Raw genomic sequence first — 18,556 nt, forward strand, 5'->3', positions numbered from 1 at the left:
TAGAGAAGATTGTGTACTAGATATCTGTTGCACAATTGCTTAAAACTCACTAGTGCCCATTAGTTGGCAAGCCTTATTGGTTATTTTCCGCCCTTTTGAAGCACCAGCTGCTGTATAGCGGCGTTGGCTTCTTCTTCTACCGCACGAATGGCGCTGTTTACATCCATATTGTTTTTATAGATATTATCAAAAATTTTACTGGTATTGACGCTGTAATAGACGAGTCCTGGGGCTCTTGGAGGCGCAGGCTGCGCGTTCTTGCTGTAATATACCGCTCCTGTATTTTTGCCTTTTAATTGAGGAAGGCTTTGACCATATACGTCATGCACGGCTTTGCTTTTCAATGGGGTTACGATACCCTGCTTGGATAATTCGGATTGAACCTCATCGGAGAGCAGGTACGAGATAACCTGGAAGGCTTGATCTTTATACTTGGAATTTTTGGTAATAAATAAAGAATACGTGTTAGGCAGCATGCCAGTGTTGGGCAGATCCTTGAAGGAGGGTGGCGAAGCCAAATCGAAGTTCAGGTCTTTGTTCGCTGTGTACCAGCTCGTGACTTTCTCAGCTACATGGATTCCTATGGCCATTTGACCCTTCGGAAAGTCGTCAATGTTAGTGAATTCATTCCCTGGAATATCATAGAACCGCTTGTAATTCTCGATCAAGGTCTTCCACTTTTCAGTATTGATCGCCGCTTTATTTTCCTTTAAATCCAGCGGGGTTAACGACAATTGGTTATAGCTCGTCATGACGCCCGGATGCATGGACAGCCCTTTGTATTGTACGCCATCCACCGATCGGGTCATCTTCTTGGCGACGTCGTAAACTTCATCCCAGGTCATTCCATCCTTAGGATACGGAACTCCGAACTTGTCGAATAAATCCTTGTTATAGAACATAATAATGTTGCTGAGCGTAAAAGGAAGACCCCACAGCTGCCCGTCAGGGTTGGCGTTCTTCACTTGGGCAATCGCCGCCTCGTCCATTCTGGAAAGATCGAAATTATGCTTTTTTATAAGATCCGCCATATCATTGGCCAAATCAAACTCTTTGATTTTGGAAATGATGTTACCGCTTGATTCCAATACAATATCAGGGATGGTTCCCGCTGCAATAAGATCACCGTAATCCTGCCCGGCCGCTTTATGGATATGCTTGATCGTTATATTGGGGAATTTCTTTCTTATGTATTGGCCAATCTCATTGTCGAAACCGCTTTCATTTGCGTATACAGAATTTTGCGCCGTAAAAAATGTGAGGGTAATCGGTTCATTGCTTACTTTAGCTTCAGATTCATTGCTTCCCGTTGGGGCAGCAGGCGCATTAGACGAGCTGCACCCGCTAACGATTAGTACGAGACCTAGCGATAATGAAACCATTTGGAACGGCAGCTTTCTCTTCATTTATTGTTCCCCTCTTTTCAAATGGATGATTTGGAATAGCCCAGCTCTTCTGAGTAAGACTCGGAATACGTTTATCATATTACAAATGAATACGCAAACTGGATGTTTGATATTAACAAATTGTTGTACAATACTAACTTTTTGCGAAATCATATCCCTGGTCACAAATAAAAAAAGCCCCCCGGCATACAAAAAAATGCATGCCAAGCGGCTCTACCTTTTCTATAGACACAGGGAACCTTTATGGAGAAGAAGTTCCTGCCGTACTCACAGGTGCAGACAGATCAAATTTGCGGTTATCGTTCACAACGATCTTCTCGTACGTTCCTGCCGTATTAACCCAGCCGGTTGCGAGCAAGGAGGCTTGTCCAGAGTTAACCTTGATTTCACCCAAGTAAACTCGCTCATTACATTGCTTGTGGTTGCCAAAATTGATGTGATATACCCCTGTTGCATGAGCTTGAAGGCTCGTCGGCTTGCCGGGGACGATATCCGATTTCATCTCACGATAAGCGGTTCCTTCCTCCTTAAACTCAGTTCCGTCTTGTTGGAAGAAGCGGACCGTAATGTTCGCTGCCGAGTCGGAGGCGTTAGACAGCTGGAATGAGAAATCCTGCGGGTTCTCGAGACTGCAGTAGTTGTTCATTGGAATTTGAAACGACATGCTGCGCGGTTCAGCCATCTGCTGGTGCTCGGCCGCCGTCGGCTCTACAGCAGCCGCAGGCATAAGAAACATCATGCTGAGGGCAGCAACAGGAATCCATATTTTTGATAAGCTCATGAGGTTCTCCTCTCCCATCTACATCGAATGCCGACGGAATTCTTTTCTATTTTACCTACCGATTGTTTAGTTTAACGCCACTTGCCCGCCAAGATCAATAGGCTAATAGACCTTATAAGCAATTCCCTGCAGCTGCAGAGGTATTTGGAGAAGTTGAGAAGAAACAGGCCGCCTTATCGGCGACCTGTCTCTTCTATCCTTCATTATGGCTGCTTTGGAAGCGAGTCGAATTCAGGCACGTCAACCAGGTACAGATTGCCATAGCCGGTCATATCGCTTGTAAACAAGACCTTGGTTCCATCCGGACTGAATCTTGGGTGAACGTGAAGCTTTTGTGCCTGGAAGCTTCCCCGGTGCCGGCACAGGATTCTCGGTCCTTCCAGCACCCCGGCGTTGTTTCTCCACAAACAAATCGTATCCTGGAACTGCTCTCCATGATAAGCGCTTGTTTGCTGCCCGTCTCCCACAATAAGGCTGGAATCGTTCGAATGGATGTGCATATTCTGGAACGGGAACGCACTCTCTTGGCGGTTCGTATTATCATATCGGATAGAGCCGATAAACTTACCGTCCTTGTTGGATAGGGACTCCGTATACCCGTGATACCCGATTGTAATACCGTCGGCATGCCAATACTCGTGACCTACGAAGACGTTGTCTTGGGATGGTCGTATTTTCCACACCTCCTGAGTGTCCATGTTCAAGCACCAGATACGGTGATCGACGAGATCCCAGGGACCCTCGTGGCAAAAGCTCAGCAAATGCGGCTGTGTCGGGGACGTATTGACATGTCCTATCCATACTTTATCCTCGTGAATGACCTTAGCCTCACCGCCCGCTACAGGAATCTTCACAATCTTGCAGAGAGGCTTGGCTCTTGCAGTCTCCTCAAATCCGATATAGCCCGCTCCAAGGGATGCCTGAATGCGATCGGACAAGTCCTCCTTGATGCAGGTACATAACCACTCCCCATCCGAGGTACAGCTCAAATTCCCCAGGTTGAACTTCTCCGGCGCTTCATAGATGACTCTCTCTTCAAGCGTTTGCAGGTGGATAGCGATGATTTGATTCCCTTTTTCAAAGTAAGCTTCATGCCCCTTTGGATTGATATACGTTTGCTGAAGATGAACCGACGCCCCCTCCGGGTGATCCGTCAGCTGTGTAATTTCACCGGTTTGCAAATCCATGCTATATAAGTTCGTGGCATTGTATCTATCGGAAGCGAACAACAATTTCCGGCCATTGTCATACCAGCCGTCGTTAGTGAAATACAGATGGAAGCTGTGCGCCATATGATTCGTTAACTGCTTCAACGGAATGCCTGTAATCAAATCCTTCGTTGTTCTCCACTCTGCCGGCCATACGGTACCTTTTCCCTGTCCTTTAACATTCATCTCGTCCACCTCATTATCATAAAGTCTGCTGCATGAAAAAAAGACTATCTGATCCGCGCCTTTCGAACAACGGGACTTTTTTGAAACGCTTCATTTCATGCTAGTACTTTCTTTATTACTTTGCACTATTTTGTTGCGAGGCGAGAAATATCCTGATAATGGAAAAAGCCCAGTTGCAGTCTGGACTTCGTCTCACCATTTTTACCAGAAATTTACTGAAAATTATTAGAAATAGCGATACCTTACTTGCAGAACGATATTTTTTATAAAGTCCTCTAACTTACCTAACAGCGTCGTTTCTTTATTAATTTTTGCAACCAGACCATCTCCCGTTAACGTAGGTACGCCTGCGGTAACTCTCTTAATCAGGAAGTCGCCCTTGGAATTGAGGCCGTAATCACCGGTATAGATGTACTGAATCCCCGCTTGCTTGCTTAAATCGATGAGGGATTGATTATATCGTCCGTGCGGCAGACAAAGGATGGATAGGGTGTTGCCCAGCTGGTCATGAAGCACCTTTTCCGCCTGGCTTAGATCCTTAACCACTCTGCTCCGATACTCTTCTTCGGTCTCCATCCGGCTCTCAGACTCCAGCCAGATACGGTTGGTTAAAGGTGAAACCTGCTTCCCCTTTTCATTCGTATTAAAGCCATGGGAATCAAAGGTATGGGAGAAAAAGTCGAAGCCGTCCGCGTTCATTGCTTTTATTTCATCCCAAGTCATAAACGGACTCTCCGCCGTACGGTCGCCAACAGAATTGACGATAAGAAAATTGGTTGCGGTCATCCCCTCTTTTTTGAGCTCAGGATAGGCATATTTGTAATAAGATTCATACCCGTCGTCGAAAGTAATGACAACCGCGTTAGGCGGAATCGGTTTCCCTTCCTTCAGGAATCCTACGAACTCCGCTGTGGATATCACATTGAATTGATGATCCGTGAGAGCGTGCAGATGCTCCCGGAATCGTTCGGGGGATATGGTATATTCCGATTCCTCCGTATCAATATGGTGATAGGTCAGTACCGCGACTTTATTCTGATAATGATAGGTGCCCCATTGCATTTGACCCAATACCAATACGATACCGATAACAACAATAAAACCGATAATGAATAAGATCTTTTTGTTCATAATGGCTCCTTTTCACAATGCAATCCATTTTATAATAGCAGATAAGCAGGGCTTAGGAAAACTTTGCATGTCGATGCCTATGAAATGGAGTCCGCGTTGTGCTTGGTAAGGAGCCTTCAATTTGAGGCCCTTTAATGGTATGATTGGGGATAAATGACGTTTGGCAGGTGCACCTTTGAAAAAACCGATCTGGATCTCTCTCCTGTTTCCTCTTCCATTCGCCGTCATCTTCTACATCAATTCCAGGAGCTGGCTCGAGTGTGGCTTGTACTATGCCATTTTTGCCGTCCTGTTGTTCGTATCGTTGTTTATCCGTAGGAAAAAGCCCAAAAAAACCGATTACTACGATGATTATATGATCTAGCATGCCTTACATGTTAGATTAGATTTTAATAGAGAGCGGTACCTTTATGATGAAGAAAGTCCGATCTGAGAGTCAGACCGGACCTTGTGCATCTATTATTTCTTTTTGCTTTCGGCGTAGGCATCGTTCATTTCTTTAATATAATCATTGCCGCCGTTCTTCTTCCACAGCTCCATCTCGGCTTTGAAGCCGGCTTCGTCCATTTTCCCTACGATAAATTTGATACGTGCGTCCTCTACTTGCTGATCCAGCTGAGCGCCCTTCTGGGTATACGTAGCGGAGATCAACGGCTCGCCGGGGTTCGCCAGAGCAATCTTCTCATTAGCCGCTTTCACCTCGTTCGCTTTGGCTCTCAAAGGCGTCCCAGCCTTGAAGGCCGTATCCAGCACGTTCGGAACCCCGATCAGCATTTGGTTGAAGCTCTTGATGTTAATATCCGGCGCTTGCGGCATCTCTGAAGAGAGAATCGTGACAAGCTTGCCGTCCTCCACCTTATAGTGCGTGCCTTCAATACCGTACGTCAGAAGAATCTGGTATTCCTTATCGTCGATTTTATCGAAGAAATTAAGGATTTTACGCACCTCCGCTTCGGTCTTTACCGCCGATTTGGAGATGAGGAAGATACCGCCGTATCCAGATGTAGCTGGAGTTACAGGACCATTCTTGCCGCTGATAGCCCCGATAATATCCATTTCCCCTTTGACATTGCCCGCCTTCATTTTCTCATCGATCTGATAGGAACGATCTACTACATCGACCGCTACACCCGCTTGCCCGTTAATGATCGGGTCGTTCCACTTGGCAGAATCGTAGACGGCGAAATCCTGGTTCACCAGCTTCTCGTCATACAGCTTCTTGAAGTAGTGGAGCGCATCCATATATTCATTCGTCAGATGGGCGGGAATCAGCTTCCCGTCTTTATCAACTCCCCATTTGTTAGGAACTCCGAACCAAGTCTGCATAATATCCCATGGACCGGAATATTTGGTCACGACCATGCCGTACGTGTCGTCTTTGCCGTTCTTGTCCGGATCCTTCTCCTTGAACGCTTTTAACATATTGTAAAAATCGTCCGGCGTCTTCGGCTCAGGCAATCCGACATTTTGCAGCCAGTCTTTGCGGTAGGAGATGGCAAAGCGTCCCAGCGGTCTTGCTGTATATAGGCCATAGGTTTTGCCGTTAACGGAGGTATTGTTCAATATCGTGCTATTCATTTGTCTCAAGTTCGGATAATCCTTCAAATACGGGCCGATTTCCCAGAAAGCTCCCCCTTTGATCGCGTTGACAATGGATGGAGTTTTGGCGCTTGCCGTAAAAATAACCGAAGGCATCGTGCCCGAGGCCAGCGTAATATTCAGCTTATCGTTATAGGCTGCATCCGGTGTAAACAACACCTCCAGACTCGTGTTCGTGTACTCCTCTACCTTCTTCCAAACTTTGCTCTCAGAGGTTATGGCATCATTTTGAAAGCTTTTCATCATAATCGAAAATTTGTAAGGTGCTTCCTTGCCCGTGGATGCTTGTATGCCGCCCTTGCCGGCTTCTGGTTTAGGATCTGAGCTGCAGCCAGTGAAAACGCTTGCAATCAAAGCGATGCTCATGGCGGCCATGGCCGTTCTTTTCTGTTTTACGAATCTCATCTTCCTTGTTCCTCCCTTTTTTGTATACAAAGTTGGATAGCATCTATGATAATCCCTTCACCATACTGTGCCCGGGAACAGCGTTTGCGAGGATTCCCATCCCTGCACCGGCAGCCGGCGCTACGGATATTTCCGCCCAGCTATTCCAAACGGAAAGCAAAGTACTCGGGTTTATCAACATAGCGGAGCAGCCCCGTTATCCTTTAACAGCCCCTAACAGAACCCCTTTGGCAAAATGCTTCTGCAAAAACGGATAGACCAGCAAGATCGGTAAGGTTCCAACCACAATAACAGCCATCTTGATGGATTGGTCCGGCGGTTTAACGTATTGCGGGTCCATTGTCGACATATCCATGGAACCGGTAGCGAGCAATATAATTTGGCGCAGCAGCACCTGCATCGGCCATTTCTTCGCATCGCTCAAATACAGCAGAGCATTGAAGAAATCATTCCAGTGGCCTACAGCATAGAAAAGCGCGAAGGTGGCGATAACCGGCTTGGATAGCGGAAGAACGATGCGCCACAGAACTCCAAGATCGGTACAACCGTCAATACGGGCGGATTCGATCAGCTCATTAGGAATTTCCTGAAAGAACGATTTGATAACAATCAAATTAAATGCACTGATCGCCGTCGGAATCATGACCGCCAAATACGAATTCAGCAGACCCATGCTTTTTACTACCAGGAAGGTTGGAATAATGCCGCCGCTGAACAGCATGGAAAAGACGACCATATTCATGAACACGTTCCGCCCAACCATATACCGGCGTGATAAGGCATAAGCCATAGTAAAGGTGAAGAACAGATTCACCAGGGTGCCTGCGACGGTTACAAAGACGGATACCAGCAGACTTCGCGGCAGCGCGTTGTCCTTAAATACATATTCATAAGCGTTTAGCGTCACGGTCTTCGGAATGATGAAGAACGCCCGGTTGCTCAGTTCAATCTCAGTTGCGAACGAGCCGGCGACGATATACATGATCGGCAGAATCATCGACAAAGCCACGACGGCAAGGAATATATAGTTGGCGGCATCGAATAGTTTTCCGCTTAAAGTGTTGTGTCTCAAGGCAGCTGCCTCCTTTGCTTTAAGGATGAGGAATCTTTTAGAAAATACCGGAATGGCCGGCACGTTTGGCCAAGTAGTTGGAGCCTAGCACCAGGATGATGCCGATCACTGATTTGAACAGCCCTACCGCCGTGCTGTAGCTGAAAGCCCCTTGGGTAATACCGATCGTATAAACATAAGTGTCGAAGACTTCCGCCACATTGCGGTTCAGCGCATTGCTCATCAACAGCACTTGCTCAAAGCCACGGTCCAGGAAATTTCCCATGCGAAGAATCAGCAGAACGATAATGGTTCCCCGGATTGCCGGGAGGGTAATATGCCATAGCTGACGGAACCGGCTCGCGCCGTCTACTATAGCGGCCTCGTATTGCTCTTGGTCAACTCCTGCGAGAGCGGCAAGGAAGATAATCGTCCCCCATCCCATTTCCTTCCATAAGCTTTGCGTAATAATGAGCGGCCGGAACCAGTCCTCACTTGTCAAAAACTCATATTTCACGCCCACGAATTTGAACAGAAGCTCGTTAATAATCCCGCCTTCCGTAGTCAGCATGAGGTATGTGATACTTGCGACGATAACCATAGAAATAAAGTGCGGTATATAAATAATGGTCTGAATAAACCGTTTGTAAAAGGATTTGCGGACTTCATTAAGCAGCAGGGCTAGAATAATCGGTGCGGGGAAGAAAAATACCATGTCATATAAACCAAGCAAAAGCGTATTCTTCATTAAGCGGAAAAAGATCGGGTCGTTAAAAAATTGCCTGAAGTTATCCATTCCAACCCATTCGCTCTTAAAAAATCCAACGAACGGCTGATAATTTTTGAATGCGAGCAATACCCCCCACATGGGAATGTACTTAAATATAATGAAGTAGGCCAATCCGGGTAATAAAAGCATCAGCAAATATTTATCCTGAATGATTCTACTCATTAATGAGCCCCTCTTGCGCGTCCTCGCCGACGGAACGCTTGCCGGGAGCTGCTCGGCTTGTGATGTTTTGACCATCCTCTCACTCCTCGTCATCATCTTCAGTTTGTTGCAGCCGCTTGCTAATTTCACCTTAATCGGGGGGCATTTTTCCGGCAACCACACTTTTTTGGAAGCGCTTTTTGTGGAATTTGCACTTTTTCACTCCGCTTAGCACTTTCTTGAAAAGCCTGTCTCATGCGGTTTGAGCGTTAGGCTTGGACTTTTTTGACAAAGAAAAAACAAGCCGGCGCCTGATCTCCAGACACCGGCTTGCTCCAGGTTTAGCTATGCATATTTCTGCTCATTTCACGGTAATGGCTCGGAGTGACACCGACATGCTTTTTAAAGATACGATTAAAATAACTGTGCTGATACCCGACCTGTACGGCGACATCATTAATTTTTTGCTCCGTATCGCGAAGTAATTCTTTTGCCTTCTCCATACGAAGCTCCGTCAAGTAATCAATGAAGTTCGTTCCTGTTATTTGCTTGAACGACTTGCTAAGTGCAACGGAGTTTACTCCGACATGATCAGCGCAGCTGTCCAGGGAGATTTCTTTCATATAATGATTTTGCAGATACACCATCGCGGTCTCGACCGCTTTCTTCCAATGCACGTCGGAGCGCGATTCCAGCTCCTGAATGTAAGGATTCATGATCTTGTGCTGAAACCAGTGGAGCATCTTCTGCGGCTCGCGGATTTGCCCCAGCTGATCATATAAGTTGACGGAACGAAATACCCGGTTCGGGTCCATTCCCAAATGCCGAATCGCATGCAATATACTCCCAAGCAGCTGCAGCATCCCCTGCTGAGCTTCAATTTCCTTGGCTCCTCTCTCCAGCAATGCGTCCAGGAACGATTTGATCAAATCCATTGCTTCGTGCTGCTGGCCGGTCCTGATCATCTGAACGATCTCCCTCTCCAGGACGAACGGATAATGCAGCTCGGCCATGTCCTCCTCAGGCTCCAGGGAATTGAGATCTATGATCTGATTCTCGTTCTTGAAGCTGCGGTAGCTCAAGGCTTGCTTTGCCTCTTCATAGTGTGACGGAATCTGTCGGATAGCGGTCGAAGGCTTGCCGATGCAGATCGATACGTTGAGCTTAAGAATACGGTTAATGGACTGAATAATCTCATCGCTCAGTTCATGCACTTCAGTTGTATAAGACATGTGGGGTGGCAGCATGATCAATAGCCCCATAGATAAATCGTGAAAATTGATCCCATTCACCTGCTCCAGACGGTTAGTTGACAGTTCCTCGATGATATTGGCAGCCGCAAACGTAACCAGGCTTTCATCTCCCTGGCCGAATCGTCCTTCCAGGTTGGCAAAGCCTGTGAGCTGAATGTGCATGACGATAAACTGGCACTCATCCACTACCCAACCGTAATTGCGCATCCGCTCGCGCAGGTCGTCCTCGGAGTATGCGGAGAGAAAGCCTTGCACCAGCTGAAGCAGGAACCCTTCCTTCACATGGGGAAGCTGTGCTTCGAGCTTGTTTTGCAGCGTCGTGCTTTCCCTCCATAGATCCAGCCACTCCTTTTCTATCAGCTTAAACTCGTCATGCTGCTCGCCAATGCTTCCTGTCAAAGGTCTGCTTCCGGTTAATAGGGTCACCAGCCGATCTACAGGAGAGTAAATTTTGCGGGAAGCGAACCAGGACAACAGCACCGCCAGCAATAAAGCGGCAAAGCTGACGGACAAGATGAGCTTGGAGATAAAATCGACGGGCTTCGTAATGACGCTGATCGGGGAAGCGGAGACATACATCCACTCCGTACCGACTCTGCGGAACGTTCCGTAGGATACGGTATACATGTTTTTATGACTCTCATAAAGGAAGGAGCCAGATTTGCCCCCTCGTTGAAGCACTTCCGCCTTCAAAGCTTCGTCAAATACAACCGATTGAGGGTCCTTGGAGCTCGCCAGCAGGACATCCCCCCCGTTTTGCATCATGAACGTTTCACCAACATTGTAGGGTGTTAACGTTTTCAAGAGATTGGTTGCCTTCTCCTCATTAATTCGGATGAACAACGCCCCAAAAGGATGCATGTCCACTCCGGGAATCTTATGGACCAGCGTCAGGTCTTTCTTATCCAAATGACTGGCATCGTCGGATAAAGTGGTCCAAAACACAAGATTGTCCTGGGAAAGAAATTGGTTGTATGAGGCAATCATATCTTCGTTCGAGATGACATCGTATTCCGGGTAAAACCGGATGTACTGAGTCCCCTTTAAAAATAGCTCCACCTGCTTCGCCAATGGCGTAGATCCCTGCATTACATTCAAAGTCTTCGTAAGATCGCGGGCGATCTCAAAGTCCTGATAAAAGTTCGTTTCATATAATTGGCTGTTGAATTTGGTATCAAATGCCCAATGGGCGAGCGACGTCTCCAGATAGGTGAATTGGTCGTCAATGTTGGACGCCCTCTGCAGAATTTGGCTTGTGTGAAGCTGAAGTAGCGCATGTTCCAGCCAGCCTCCCGTCATTCCATATAGAATCCCCCCGACAATGATTCCCGGGATACTGGAGATGAGTAGTATCAGGATAAGACTATTCCGGTAAAACCTTCCTTTGAACATGGGTTCACCCGCCGTCAGCTATGATCATTGAACTTTATGGCTATGTCTCCTAATATAGTTCGCTGCAGGAAATTAAAGCCCTTCCAAACGGAAGCGGATTCCACAAATTTCAACAAAATACTAGGCTGGACCGGCGATTAAACAAAAATAAGCGGGATTTCCCAAAAAGAGGCGAACGCAAGCCCTCCCAGGAAACCCCACCTATATACCCTACGCTATTTCCCCGCCAGCTGTCCTTCAGCAAGGATACCCGGAGTCGCACGCTGATGGCTGCCAAGCTTTTGCATGATACTGATGAACGGAGCAGGCGCAGTATAGGTAACTGCTTCATTCGACTGAACGTCCAGTACGCCCAGGTTGTATTGCACTCCGGCTTGCTGGGCGCCGTCCGGCGACATGATGCCCAAGGCACGCCCCGTCGTTGCCGTGCCATTAAGTCCTTGGTTATCTCCGGGCGTGAATACGGCTAAGAGCTGATCCTCCTTCAAATCGGCCGCCGTCAATCCGTAATGATCACGAAAACTATCGATACCCAGGCTATAGCAGCAAGGCTGCTTCTTAATCCAGATGACCTTGGCTTCTCCCGGTTTTATAATACTGCTGGTGCTGTAGGTATCCTTTTGAATCGTCCATTTGTTCGATTTCGCCTTGTCGAACGGAAGCAGCGGATCGTAGTAATAATAAAGTTTATACCCGTCGAGATCGATATCGCGATCACTGTTATTGACCACTTCCACATAATTGTAATTTCCTTTGGTCGAATTAGGCACGACCTCTGTGATGAGCAGCGCAGACTTGGCCGGCTGCTTGACCGTCGTTTCGTCTACCGATTTACTCGCCTTCTGCAGGACCAGATCCACCGTGACCGGATAGTGGTCGCTCGGGTACTGGCCATCCTGCTGGTAGGTTACCGTCTCGCTTCGGACGACATTCACCTTGCCGCGGGACAAGATCCAGTCAATCCGTTTGGCGCCCCCGCCCCCTGTTGGATCTTTGTAATTATGGAAGGTGCCCAGGTCATCGTGGATTTTTTGATGGGCTTGAAAAAAAGCATCTTCCATCAGCCCTGATTGGACCAAGGTTTGATACACGGCTCCGTCCGGTGTCGTGTTGAAATCACCTGTCAAGATCACAGGAACATCGGGATCTAAAGAGGAGATCGTATCCGCTATAAGCTGCGCGCTTTTTTGGCGGGCGGCTTCAGATTCATGATCCAGGTGCGTATTGACCATGTAAAAGGTTTTGAGATTGTGCATGTCCTGAAACCTGACCCAGGTCACCATCCGTGGTATCCGGTTCCCCCACCCTACCGAGCTAATGAGCTTGGGACGGTCGGAAAGCCAGAAATGATCCTGCTCCAATGGCTTCAGCCGCTGTTTATTGTAGAAAATGGCCATGTACTCGCCCAGATTGCCGCCTTCCCTGCCAACGCCGATCCATCCGTAATCGGGCAAATCCGCTTCCAAATCTTTGATTTGCCTGTCGATTCCTTCCTGCGTTCCAATAACATCCGGTTTGGCCGCCTCGATGAGCTGCTTCATAACCGGACGCCGCTTCTCCCAGGGCTGGTCGTCAACGGCACTGGCCGTCCTCAGATTGGAGGTCATGATTCTTAGTTTGCCTGACGACAGCTCTTCATCACCAGCTGCTGCTGAAGCTTGATTCCCTGCAATAGTTAGACCAACAGCTGTAAGCAGAACCGCAAATGCCGTTATTTTCGCCTTTATGATCATCTTCTTTCCGCCTCCTCATTGTACTATGGAATAAATTCCCTTTGATCATACAGCAGGGAAGATGACCGTCCTATTAACATTTTTATAGATTTTTTCCCTTTCTTTATAAAAGATTCCTGCGACCGCCGTCTCGGCTTCCAATAGCAACAAAGACGTGCCGACAACCTCTTACCAATGCGCTAAAGGCAATGGGTCAGTCGTTTAAGCACGTCTTCCATTTACTAACCAATCCTATGATCTGCTTACTTCTGCTTTCATCTGTGCAGCAGGCTTTGCTGGCGTTTGCTTCTTCTTATTGCCTATGTTCAGTTGAAGCACCAGCATAATAACGATCAGAACAGCCAGCCCTCCGAAAGCCTGCTCGAAGCCGCCCCATTTGTCATGCACCCAGCCAACGAACAGCGGGCCAAGGGAGCCTACGATATAACCGCCCGATTGATTCATAGCCGACAAAGCACTTGCCGCTTCCGCACTGTCTGTCTCCTCAATCGGCAGCATGAGTGCCATTGGGAACAACCCTCCCGCTCCGAGGCCAAGGAGGATCACAATCAGCCATGGATTCGCATGGGTTACGAACAGGATCACTCCGGCCAGCTCCAGCAAGGCACAACCCAGCAGCCAATACATCCTTTTGGGGAACCGGGCGATGAGCATCGGCAGGAAGAAGCTGACCGGTATTTGAATGACTGTAAACAGCGTCAGCATTCCTCCCGCAAAGCCTTTATCATAGTCGAGACTCACCATAGCAGGAGCGAGCCATGCCGTCATGGAATAGAACATCCATGCCATGAGGCCGAAAAATGCGGTCAAGAGCCATGCCCGCTTGCTGCGCAGCGGCAGCCGCGATTCATGGGAGGCTACTCCTTGAGCTGCGCCGGCCGCACGTTTCTCCCGCAGGGACAGCTGAATCCAGATCGGAAGGGCAATAATGGCAAACAATGCCCATATCGCCAAGGAGGCCTTCCAAGAACCGTGCATTACCGACTGTAACGGAACCGATAGACCGGCGCTGAGTGCGGCACCCAAGACCAACGCCATAGAATAGATTCCGACGATGGATGCCGCCCTGTCGGCAAAGTATTTTTTGATAAATCCAGACAGCAGCGGTCCGCAAATAGCAATCCCAAGGCCGCTTAGAAATGCCGTTACAAGCAGCAGCGCGGAGGAGCCGGAAGATAATCTCAGTACCGTCCCCAGTCCTATCACAATAAGAGAAAGCGTCAATATTCTCTCCAGCCCCCACCGGCTGCTCAGCTTCACCGCCAACGGCGAGAAGACGCCCATGCACAGCACTGGAATAGAGGTTAACAGGCTTGCTACCGAGCCGTTCATGCCTAAATCATTACGAATCGTCTCCAATAAAGGAGATATGGAAGAAATGGCCGGCCGCAAATTGAGCGAAGCCAAGAAAAGCGCGCAAAGCAAATATCCGAATTGGTATTTCATCTACGTATCCACTCCTACATTCTGTCTCTTTTTGTAAAATCCTCTCATCGCTGTAGTAAGTGTAAGAGCAAATCGTTAATTGATCAATATAATTATTTCTATTATTATCATTGGTAAAACCAATGATTGAAGAAGGTGAACAGCCAATGGAACTGCGTCAATTGGAATACTTCATTGCAGTTTGTGAAGAAATGCATTTTACCAGAGCTGCTGAAAAAATCGGCATATCACAGCCAACCTTAAGCCAGCAGATCGGGGCCCTGGAGGACGAGCTGAACACCCCGCTATTCGACCGGATCGGGAAAAAGATCGCCATCACTGAAGCAGGACTTATATTGCTCGAGCAGAGCAAGCAAATCCTTCGCAACCTGCAAAATGTGAAGGATTCGATTCTTGATCTTCAACATATTCGCAGAGGGGCACTAAGTGTGGGGACACTGCCCTCCGATCTGGATTACCGCATTTCGAGGCTGCTGATCGATTACTATCATGACTATCCGAATATTCATCTGCGCGTTGTCTCCTCCGTAAATATTGAGGAGCTGGTGCTAGCGAACGAGGTCGACATCGGGATCTGCAACATGTCGTTCATCGATGATCGTTTGGTACAAATTCCTCTGTGTCAGGAAAAATACATGCTTGTCGTATCGGAGCATCATCCTTTGTCAGAACGAGACTATATCCATCTGGAGGAGCTGCGGCACATAGATACGGTCATGTATCCGATGGGGTTCATCGGACGTGAGTTGATTGAGCGCTGCTGCCGAAGCCGCGGCTTTCAGCTTAAGACAATTATGGAGACTACCTCAGTGCTCTCGCTCATCAATATCGTCAAAGCCAATATCGGGGCCACCATTCAGCCGCTGCAGCTCATTCAATCCATGAAAGAGAGCACATTGCGCTGCATCCCTTTCAAGGAGGACGCCCCGACGCGGGAGCTGGTGATTATTTACCGGAAGGACCGTTTTTTGAGTAAAGCAGCCCAAGCGTTCATTAGCAGACTGGCCGATCACTTCCGCGCCCTGTGAGCAGCATTTGCTTTGGACCTCACTCTTCGTATATGCTTTTATTATGAGCCTTTAGCTTATGTGCGGCTATGGAAAGGAGAATGACTGTGAACACACTTCCAGTTGAACAATTCCGCAAATTTAAAAACGATATTACACGGTTTCTGATGGCTTATAAATTCGCTCTGGATGCATTTGAAACCAAGATTGACATTTTAACCGAGGAATTTCAGTTATTTCACGACTACAACCCGATTGAGCACACCAAGTCGAGATTAAAATCGCCCGAAAGTATTTTGAAAAAGCTGTACAAAAAAGGACTGGATATTTCGCTAGCCAATATAAAAAACCATATTACCGATGTCGCGGGTATCCGAATCACCTGCTCGTTTATTGCCGATATTTATCGCATCAGCGAAATGCTGCAAAATCAGAGCGATTTGAAAATCATCGAAATTGAGGACTACATACAGCACCCGAAACCTAACGGTTATCGCAGTCTTCATATGCTCATAGAAATACCTATCTATATGTCGGATCGGCAGGAAAATGTATGCGTCGAGGTACAAATCCGTACGATCGCGATGGATTTCTGGGCCAGTCTTGAGCACAAAATTTACTACAAATACAACCGGACGGTGCCCCGTAACCTGCTGCAGGAGCTGAAAGAAGCATCCGATTCCGCGGCGGCTCTGGATCAGAAGATGGAGCGTCTGCACAATGAGATTACGGAAGTCAAGGAAGCCCAGTCACAGGAATGGGGAGAAGAACTCAAGCGAATCAGCATCAGCAACCAGCAATTTCAATTGCCTGAAGCGCTGTTGAGATTAATCAGTGACGGACCCGGCGAAGCATAGATTTTCATCCGGTGGCAGTCCGTAATAGAACAAGCCTGGTGCAGATTCATGCGCCAGGCTTATTCTTTCACGTTAACTAATCGTCTTAAAGCTGCACCTGCAGTGCTTAGAAGATGCTCTTCGCATCAGCAGGCAGATTCCTTACTTGCTTAAGATATGCGGTCATGTTCTTATCATCCTCAGCAGGATAGGTGAACCGACAATACTCGGCGACTTCCTTGCCCAGCATCCTGAATAACTCCCCTGCCGTAAAGATAGCTTCCCAGAAGCGCTCGTAGTCACTCTCCGAATAAGTTCGCTGATACCTATCCCAGTATGCTTCGGGTAGATAGGTTTTGAAATATTTGCCCATCTTGCCCGCAGAAACTTGAAAATCATTGTGGATTCCGATCCACCATCTAACCATATCATCAAGGGAAGCTCTAGTAGTATGCTCGTACATTAGCTTCGCATAAGGCAGCTCGTCCCTCCATATTCCTTTTGCTACGTTTTGCAAACACCACCAGAAATTGTTCGTACAGCTATTATACTGCCCTTCCGTAGGTCTTTTTACGTAATAATCGCTATCTGTGGGCGGCGGTATGGAGGGAAGGCAGCCATCCTTGTCTAATAAGGGCAAGGTGAGTTTGTCGCTGACATATCCTGTTTTCATGGATTCTATGGTCTCTATCTGGAGATCAATCCGGTTTCCATCCGTAAAGAGCATTAAATAGGCGTACGAGCGGTCGAAGTTTTTCTTGATTCCTAGTCCTTGATCTAATCGATCCGGCTCCTGAATCATCAGCAAATCCCCGAATATACGGATCCATGCGTTGTCTGAAAAAAAAGAGGCTGTCTCTGTCACGACATAGACGATATCGTAGTCCTGAAACAGATCTTTAGGCGCATGCGGATTGGTTCTTGACCCGTTCATGTAAACAGCTCGAATCCGATTATCCTGCCGGGCCACACCCAGGATCAAATCCAGCATTTCTTTCTCGCTTCTCATCAGACGGGTTCCCCTTCCTATTTGCCAACCAATATAGTTATTTTTAGTGTATCATCCTATTATTTACATTGTAACTACCGAAATCTTCAGTAAAATGAGAATGTAACAAATGGTTCTATAAGAAAAGTAACTTTGCATTTGCGTAACCTTGTCATAAAATGAAAAGTAATCGCTATAAAGATCAATAAGGAGAAAACAACATGCCCGAAAATAAAATAGAAAGGGACAGGCTTGCGTCTTTGCAGTCCGATTGCGAGAAGTGCTTCGGCTTATGCTGTGTAGCCCTGCCTTACGCGGCATCTGCCGATTTTGCCGTCAGCAAAGAAGCCGGACAGCCCTGTTCGAACCTTCGCCATGACTTCCGCTGCGGCGTACACGACAGCCTCCGCAGCATCGGCTTTCGCGGATGCACCGTATTCGATTGCTTCGGCGCAGGGCAGAAGGTATCGCAGCTTACTTTCAGCGGCCGCGACTGGCAGCAAGCCCCGGAATCCGCGAAGCAAATGTTCGAGGTATTCCCCGTCATGCGCCAGCTTCATGAGCTGCTCTGGTACCTGAACGAAGCGCTGACGCTTCAGGCTGCACAGCCGGTTCACGATGCGATTCGTACAGCAATCGCTGAAACGGAAAGGCTGACCTATCTTCAGCCAGACAAGCTGGCTGTGCTAGACATCGCCGCCCATAGAGCGGAGGTAAACGGGCTGCTTCTTCAAACAAGCGAGCTCGTACGGGAGGAACTACGCCGTAAGCATCAATGGCCTGCCGTAAACAAGAAGAAGCAGGGCCGCGGGATAGATCTCATCGGAGCCAAGCTTAAAGGCGCCGATCTCCGGTGCGCCAACCTGAGAGGTGCCTATCTTATTGCTGCAGACCTGAGAGAGGCGGATTTGAGAGCGGCCGATCTCATCGGGGCTGACCTTCGGGACACGGATCTGAGGGGAGCCGATCTTACAGGCAGTCTCTTCGTTACCCAGGCTCAGCTTAACTCAGCGATCGGCGATTCCGGGACGAAGCTGCCTTCAGCCCTCGAACGGCCGGCTCATTGGAAAGCCTGTTAGCCTGTCCTCACTTAGCTAGACTTCATAGTATCCATAGAGAAAAAACCGCCTGAATAATGACCTTCCCTCCACGTTAGATACAACTAACTGCAGAAGGACAGCATATCATCGGGCGGTATTTTCT

15 protein-coding genes are annotated in these 18,556 nt (G+C 47.9%); 4 read left to right on the top strand and 11 right to left on the bottom strand.

The window, feature by feature from the left end; genetic code table 11:
- Nucleotides 1-80: 80 nt before the first annotated feature.
- The 4 genes from GGC63_RS11905 to GGC63_RS11920 form a co-directional block, all read right to left on the bottom strand.
- The gene (locus GGC63_RS11905; RefSeq protein ID WP_192702514.1) at nucleotides 81-1,406 is read right to left on the bottom strand and encodes an ABC transporter substrate-binding protein; all 1,326 of its coding nucleotides are present in this window, start codon (nucleotides 1,404-1,406) and stop codon (nucleotides 81-83) included.
- Between the two features lie 241 nt (nucleotides 1,407-1,647).
- Nucleotides 1,648-2,187, bottom strand: coding sequence for a hypothetical protein (locus tag GGC63_RS11910; RefSeq protein WP_079911785.1), 540 nt, complete (start codon nucleotides 2,185-2,187; stop codon nucleotides 1,648-1,650).
- A gap of 203 nt (nucleotides 2,188-2,390) precedes the next feature.
- Nucleotides 2,391-3,581, bottom strand: coding sequence for an oligogalacturonate lyase family protein (locus tag GGC63_RS11915; protein ID WP_192702515.1), 1,191 nt, complete (start codon nucleotides 3,579-3,581; stop codon nucleotides 2,391-2,393).
- Nucleotides 3,582-3,806: 225 nt separating this feature from the next.
- Nucleotides 3,807-4,712 carry a polysaccharide deacetylase family protein gene (locus GGC63_RS11920; protein ID WP_192702516.1) on the bottom strand — a complete coding sequence of 302 codons (906 nt, stop codon included), beginning with the start codon at nucleotides 4,710-4,712 and terminating at the stop codon, nucleotides 3,807-3,809.
- 175 nt (nucleotides 4,713-4,887) lie between these two features.
- Between GGC63_RS11920 and GGC63_RS11925 the strand changes: the two genes are divergently transcribed.
- A complete protein-coding gene (locus GGC63_RS11925) occupies nucleotides 4,888-5,076 on the top strand; it encodes a hypothetical protein (RefSeq protein ID WP_192702517.1) in 189 nt (62 codons plus the stop codon).
- Nucleotides 5,077-5,171: 95 nt separating this feature from the next.
- Here GGC63_RS11925 and GGC63_RS11930 read toward each other — a convergent pair whose 3' ends face one another.
- From GGC63_RS11930 to GGC63_RS11955, 6 genes are all read right to left on the bottom strand, one after another.
- Entirely contained in the window at nucleotides 5,172-6,716 is a 1,545-nt protein-coding gene (locus tag GGC63_RS11930; RefSeq protein WP_192702518.1) for an extracellular solute-binding protein, read from the bottom strand.
- A gap of 196 nt (nucleotides 6,717-6,912) precedes the next feature.
- On the bottom strand, nucleotides 6,913-7,788 hold the full coding sequence (locus tag GGC63_RS11935) for a carbohydrate ABC transporter permease (RefSeq protein WP_225948134.1): 876 nt from the start codon (nucleotides 7,786-7,788) through the stop codon (nucleotides 6,913-6,915).
- Nucleotides 7,789-7,825: 37 nt separating this feature from the next.
- Entirely contained in the window at nucleotides 7,826-8,794 is a 969-nt protein-coding gene (locus tag GGC63_RS11940) for an ABC transporter permease subunit (protein ID WP_192702519.1), read from the bottom strand.
- A 245-nt stretch (nucleotides 8,795-9,039) separates the two neighbouring features.
- Nucleotides 9,040-11,343 (bottom strand): helix-turn-helix domain-containing protein, encoded by a 2,304-nt coding sequence (locus GGC63_RS11945; RefSeq protein WP_192702520.1) that lies wholly within the window; start codon nucleotides 11,341-11,343, stop codon nucleotides 9,040-9,042.
- A 215-nt stretch (nucleotides 11,344-11,558) separates the two neighbouring features.
- On the bottom strand, nucleotides 11,559-13,076 hold the full coding sequence (locus tag GGC63_RS11950; RefSeq protein ID WP_192702521.1) for an endonuclease/exonuclease/phosphatase family protein: 1,518 nt from the start codon (nucleotides 13,074-13,076) through the stop codon (nucleotides 11,559-11,561).
- Nucleotides 13,077-13,307: 231 nt separating this feature from the next.
- The gene (locus GGC63_RS11955; RefSeq protein WP_192702522.1) at nucleotides 13,308-14,522 is read right to left on the bottom strand and encodes a CynX/NimT family MFS transporter; all 1,215 of its coding nucleotides are present in this window, start codon (nucleotides 14,520-14,522) and stop codon (nucleotides 13,308-13,310) included.
- A 146-nt stretch (nucleotides 14,523-14,668) separates the two neighbouring features.
- On the opposite strand from GGC63_RS11955, the gene GGC63_RS11960 reads away from it, so the two are divergent.
- Both GGC63_RS11960 and GGC63_RS11965 read left to right on the top strand, forming a co-directional pair.
- Nucleotides 14,669-15,550, top strand: coding sequence for a LysR family transcriptional regulator (locus tag GGC63_RS11960; protein ID WP_192702523.1), 882 nt, complete (start codon nucleotides 14,669-14,671; stop codon nucleotides 15,548-15,550).
- Nucleotides 15,551-15,630: 80 nt separating this feature from the next.
- Entirely contained in the window at nucleotides 15,631-16,386 is a 756-nt protein-coding gene (locus tag GGC63_RS11965; protein WP_144027910.1) for a GTP pyrophosphokinase family protein, read from the top strand.
- A 106-nt stretch (nucleotides 16,387-16,492) separates the two neighbouring features.
- Here GGC63_RS11965 and GGC63_RS11970 read toward each other — a convergent pair whose 3' ends face one another.
- On the bottom strand, nucleotides 16,493-17,374 hold the full coding sequence (locus GGC63_RS11970; RefSeq protein ID WP_192702524.1) for an aminoglycoside 6-adenylyltransferase: 882 nt from the start codon (nucleotides 17,372-17,374) through the stop codon (nucleotides 16,493-16,495).
- A 200-nt stretch (nucleotides 17,375-17,574) separates the two neighbouring features.
- Here GGC63_RS11970 and GGC63_RS11975 point away from each other — a divergent pair, with 200 nt between their 5' ends.
- On the top strand, nucleotides 17,575-18,432 hold the full coding sequence (locus tag GGC63_RS11975) for a pentapeptide repeat-containing protein (protein ID WP_192702525.1): 858 nt from the start codon (nucleotides 17,575-17,577) through the stop codon (nucleotides 18,430-18,432).
- Nucleotides 18,433-18,556 lie beyond the last annotated feature (124 nt).

Origin of the sequence: Paenibacillus sp. OAS669 (genome assembly GCF_014873645.1) — a bacterium.
In the GTDB taxonomy this organism is placed as follows: domain Bacteria; phylum Bacillota; class Bacilli; order Paenibacillales; family NBRC-103111; genus Paenibacillus_S; species Paenibacillus_S vulneris.

Bases quoted from the DNA above. Each gene is read 5' to 3' on its own strand.
- GGC63_RS11905 (WP_192702514.1), bottom strand. From the start codon at position 1,406: ATGAAGAGAAAGCTGCCGTTCCAAATGGTTTCATTATCGCTAGGTCTC.
- GGC63_RS11910 (WP_079911785.1), bottom strand. From the start codon at position 2,187: ATGAGCTTATCAAAAATATGGATTCCTGTTGCTGCCCTCAGCATGATG.
- GGC63_RS11915 (WP_192702515.1), bottom strand. From the start codon at position 3,581: ATGAATGTTAAAGGACAGGGAAAAGGTACCGTATGGCCGGCAGAGTGG.
- GGC63_RS11920 (WP_192702516.1), bottom strand. From the start codon at position 4,712: ATGAACAAAAAGATCTTATTCATTATCGGTTTTATTGTTGTTATCGGT.
- GGC63_RS11930 (WP_192702518.1), bottom strand. From the start codon at position 6,716: ATGAGATTCGTAAAACAGAAAAGAACGGCCATGGCCGCCATGAGCATC.
- GGC63_RS11940 (WP_192702519.1), bottom strand. From the start codon at position 8,794: ATGGTCAAAACATCACAAGCCGAGCAGCTCCCGGCAAGCGTTCCGTCG.
- GGC63_RS11945 (WP_192702520.1), bottom strand. From the start codon at position 11,343: ATGTTCAAAGGAAGGTTTTACCGGAATAGTCTTATCCTGATACTACTC.
- GGC63_RS11950 (WP_192702521.1), bottom strand. From the start codon at position 13,076: ATGATCATAAAGGCGAAAATAACGGCATTTGCGGTTCTGCTTACAGCT.
- GGC63_RS11955 (WP_192702522.1), bottom strand. From the start codon at position 14,522: ATGAAATACCAATTCGGATATTTGCTTTGCGCGCTTTTCTTGGCTTCG.
- GGC63_RS11960 (WP_192702523.1), top strand. From the start codon at position 14,669: ATGGAACTGCGTCAATTGGAATACTTCATTGCAGTTTGTGAAGAAATG.
- GGC63_RS11965 (WP_144027910.1), top strand. From the start codon at position 15,631: ATGACTGTGAACACACTTCCAGTTGAACAATTCCGCAAATTTAAAAAC.
- GGC63_RS11970 (WP_192702524.1), bottom strand. From the start codon at position 17,374: ATGAGAAGCGAGAAAGAAATGCTGGATTTGATCCTGGGTGTGGCCCGG.
- GGC63_RS11975 (WP_192702525.1), top strand. From the start codon at position 17,575: ATGCCCGAAAATAAAATAGAAAGGGACAGGCTTGCGTCTTTGCAGTCC.